The 3,838-nt window shown below is 27.6% G+C and carries 4 protein-coding genes and 1 pseudogene; 4 read left to right on the forward strand and 1 reads right to left on the reverse strand.

Annotated elements, in window-relative coordinates:
• Both AX662_RS10695 and AX662_RS02725 read left to right on the forward strand, forming a co-directional pair.
• The coding region (locus AX662_RS10695; protein WP_231728409.1) for a hypothetical protein at positions 1-392 on the forward strand (392 nt) is incomplete at its 5' end.
• Between the two features lie 111 nt (positions 393-503).
• On the forward strand, positions 504-1,124 hold the full coding sequence (locus AX662_RS02725) for a hypothetical protein (protein ID WP_060971556.1): 621 nt from the start codon (positions 504-506) through the stop codon (positions 1,122-1,124).
• Positions 1,125-1,229: 105 nt separating this feature from the next.
• Here AX662_RS02725 and AX662_RS11080 read toward each other — a convergent pair.
• Positions 1,230-1,475: pseudogene (locus tag AX662_RS11080) on the reverse strand (IS30 family transposase); the annotation flags it as partial.
• A 271-nt stretch (positions 1,476-1,746) separates the two neighbouring features.
• Between AX662_RS11080 and AX662_RS02730 the strand changes: the two are divergent.
• Positions 1,747-2,973, forward strand: a complete 1,227-nt coding sequence (locus tag AX662_RS02730; protein ID WP_048788565.1) for an AAA family ATPase — start codon at positions 1,747-1,749, stop codon at positions 2,971-2,973.
• 9 nt (positions 2,974-2,982) lie between these two features.
• The gene (locus AX662_RS02735; RefSeq protein WP_060971557.1) at positions 2,983-3,540 is read left to right on the forward strand and encodes a hypothetical protein; all 558 of its coding nucleotides are present in this window, start codon (positions 2,983-2,985) and stop codon (positions 3,538-3,540) included.
• The last annotated feature ends 298 nt before the right edge of the window (positions 3,541-3,838 follow it).

Genomic DNA, 3,838 nt, shown 5'->3' on the forward strand with positions numbered 1-3,838 from the left:
ATAAAAAAATGAAAACTGTAAAAAAATATATTAATAAACAAATCATGACAATAGTGGGTGATCTGATTGAGAAAAGGGAAGAGATCGATATTGTTATCAACTTCGATACTTACGAAGATGACTTCTATGTAGATTTATCTCGAGATAATCAAGAACTGTCGTTCGCTTTTGTTGATGATACATTGAGAATTGTAGTATATCACTCTTGCCATTGTAAAAAAACGTTTGAGATTAGAGAGATGGATGAGATTTTAAATTTGAATTATGCACTTGATATGTTGCTTAAATCATTCTTGTTTAATGAATGGTATGATCTTGTAGCGGATTTAGCGAATCATACGCTTTGGGAAATGGTAGAAAAGTACAAAAAAGACAAGGTGAACGATATTTGATATAATAAAACAGATAATTAAGTAAAAATTTAATAATAGACGATTTAATATAATGGGAAAATAATTTTTACTGTTGCACATTTTAAAGTAAGAGATGAAAGGATTAATAATATGAGGACTCCCAAAAATTATATTCAGTTGGTAAATGACAAAAAAATTACGAATGAGATGATTGCAGAATGTATTTATTCTGTAAACAAGCGAGCTAAAAATCATCGTGATAAAATAAGAAAATATAAAGACGATCACTACAATCAGTATACAGTAAGAAACATTGAAAATGCTGAAGATGAGATGGAAAAATACTATACGATGAAGGAAGAAATGTTAACAGTGTTTGAACCATCACTAATCCATCAACAATATGTAGGGGAAGAGACAAAACGAGTATTTAGTACTGAAAAAGACTATGATAAATTATTGCAAGAAAAAAGTAATGATATCATTTGGAAAGGTGGTTACCGTGATGAGAACTTTATAGAAGTAAGATTTTTTGATTATAAGTTAGGTAGGAAAAAATATTTATATTTTTTATTTTATGAAATTGGGGAGTATAGTTTCCATTTACCAATTCCAGAGCAAAAGGCTAAAAAGTATACTAAATTACAAATTAAAGAAATTGACAAAGATTTTAAGACTCATGGTGCTAATATTGAAGGATTACTTTCAACACAATTTGTAAATAAAGTCTTGAATTTACTACAAAGTGGTGACTATAAAATTGTGGAATAAGAAAAAGATAATATAATAAAATAAACATACTGAGAAGTTTGAATCTCAGTATGTTTTTATCATTCGAAAACCAATAGTTTTAGAGGATGTCATTAGCTTTTGTTAAAGCTGATAAAGACCACAAATCTGTTCAGGAGGCCAGGAGGATTTTAAACAATCATCAACTTCCTTTTTTAACTTTGGTATCAAACGAGACTTCCGACTTTTTTGCTTAGCCCTGTGGTTGTAGTGTTCCTGTGCTAAGGCTAGGGAATAGCCATTTTTGCATCATTTTAACTCACTTTAAATGATAGACTTATGGACTCCAAGTTTACTTGCAATTTGGGCTATGATAAGATAGGAGTAGCTCATAGTTTTTCCTCGGGTTCTGATTGTGTGGTTACTTACAGTTTACACCAATAAAACGCTATGAGTTCTTTTGGTGCACTATATTTTACAATTTAACATAAGTAATAAAGCTGGTTAAGAACTGCTAGGACATATAAAAAATGAATCGCCTTCCCCTATATAATAATGTATTCTATCAAAAATAACAGATAATTACAAAAATCAGTAGTTATATGTTGTTTTATTTGGGAAATTTATATAAAATAGCTATATAAAAATAATTAGGAGTAATGAAATGAAATTATTGAAAATAATAATTGAAGACGTCGCTTTATTTGAGAAAAAAATTGAAATAGACTTTTTCTCAGAAGCACGAGTTAGCTCAGATGAGAAACACGAATTGATCCATCTATTTAATAATTTCTATGTTAATAGAACTCTTACATTTACTGGGTTAAATGCTTCTGGTAAAACTCAAATACTAAATGCTATAATAGTTGCGCTTAATATTATCCAAGCTAAATCTATAAACTACAGTCCAAGGGTAATCTTGGAAAATTCTGACGCTAGTAATATTTTACATCTAGAGAATAATAAAAAAGTAAAATACACAATATTTTTTTATGACGAAAAAAATGGTAACCAAACAATTAATAAATTAGAATCGGTCATTTCTAGAAGATTCGATGAGGAAGAGGGAGAATATAAATACTTTTTCGTTGATGAGACTTTCTCATCAAAGAAGGCAAAATCAGTACGCTCAAAAAAAGAAATATTTAATTTCACTTCCATAAAGGAAGAGCATATAATAACAAGAAATAAAGGTGATAAAAAATATTTAGGCTTAAGTTCGGATGTTAGCATAATAAATATTCTCTTTAATTTAAAAAAGATTGAGAAATTATATTATAGAGATACACTAAGTTATACAAACTTTAATGTTCTGAGCGGTTATGGTAATATTCCACATGAATTAATTACCTATTTGGATCCAAGTATTGAGGAATTAAAATTCGTAAAAAATAAAAAAAATAAGACTGTAAGAGTTAAACTTAAGTTTAAAGATCAAGTTAATTCAATTGAACTTGACTCTATACCTGAGTTACATAGCATTTTGTCATCAGGTACAGTTAAAGGGCTTGGTTTGTTTATGGATGCATTCTTTACATTACGTTCAGGTGGAGTAATAATCGTTGATGAATTAGAAAATCATTTTAATAGAGAAATTGTTTCTACTTTCATTAATCTATTTTTGGATAGAAAAATGAATCCAAATGGAGCCATTCTGATTTATTCTACTCATTATTCAGAACTGTTAGATATAATTCCTAGAAATGATTCAATCTATATTGTAAGAAAAAAGAGACAAATTGAAATTGAAAAGTTTTCAAACATTATTAAAAGAAATGATATAAGTAAAGGTGATATCTTTATTAAAGGAATAATTGATAATTCCACTCCACAGTATTCATCGGAAAATTCATTAAGAAATATTATTAAAGAAAGATTCTTAAAAAAGTAGGTCTTAAATATGCCAAAAAAATATAGTGCGATTATTTGCGAAGGGGCTGCTGAAGAGGCTATTATCGAAATATTATTAGAGAATCATTGTCTTATTATTGAAAATGATGAATACCTGATTAATGATGGTCCAATAAAAACTCGAGGTGCAAAGGATTTTTGTGATAAATACATGGGTAAAGATTATGGATCTAAGATTGCCTTGTTCAGGATATTAGATTCAAAAAGAGAAAATTTTAATTTTAGAACTGCTAAGTATAGAAAAATTTTTGAAGAAAAAATTGAAGTTATAAATGTAATTACACCTCCTGAAATCGAGTTACTAATAATTGTTAGTGAAGAAAAAAATGAAGATTTTAATAGATCAGGCCTTTCTAAGCCAAGTGATTATTGTAAGCAAAAATTAAAATTTAGCAACGTGAAGTCATATGATTTTGTAAAAACCTACTTTTATGATATCAGTAAACTTCTAGATGCTATAAAGAAAGTACATAGTATTAAAAAATCATCAATTCCAAATGATTATCTAACACTTTTTGATTTATTAAAAGATGAATATAAAAAATAAACCAAATTCTTTTCTTTTTAAGATTTAAAAACTTATTATTGTTATTATCAGCTTTTAAGAATTTTTGTATAAGTGAATAATTGAAAACTTAAAGTAGTAGGAATATTAGGTAAACCATATTGATAATCATAGAAGAATGTTGCTGAATAACACGTCTTAAGAAAGCTTGTAAAGCATCAAAGAATAGGTGAATAAAATTTAATATAAAAATACCCCACCAGAATTTCTTTCTGGTGGGGTATTTGGTGGGGAACCAAATATAAGTAATTAGATTTTAGCGTTTTAAAACAATTCAAAA

It is taken from the genome of Streptococcus sp. CCH5-D3 (assembly GCF_001556435.1).
Taxonomy (GTDB): Bacteria; Bacillota; Bacilli; order Lactobacillales; family Streptococcaceae; genus Streptococcus.

Excerpts from the sequence above, each read along its gene's own strand:
- AX662_RS02725 (WP_060971556.1), top strand. The coding sequence starts at position 504 with ATGAGGACTCCCAAAAATTATATTCAGTTGGTAAATGACAAAAAAATT.
- AX662_RS02730 (WP_048788565.1), top strand. The coding sequence starts at position 1,747 with ATGAAATTATTGAAAATAATAATTGAAGACGTCGCTTTATTTGAGAAA.
- AX662_RS02735 (WP_060971557.1), top strand. The coding sequence starts at position 2,983 with ATGCCAAAAAAATATAGTGCGATTATTTGCGAAGGGGCTGCTGAAGAG.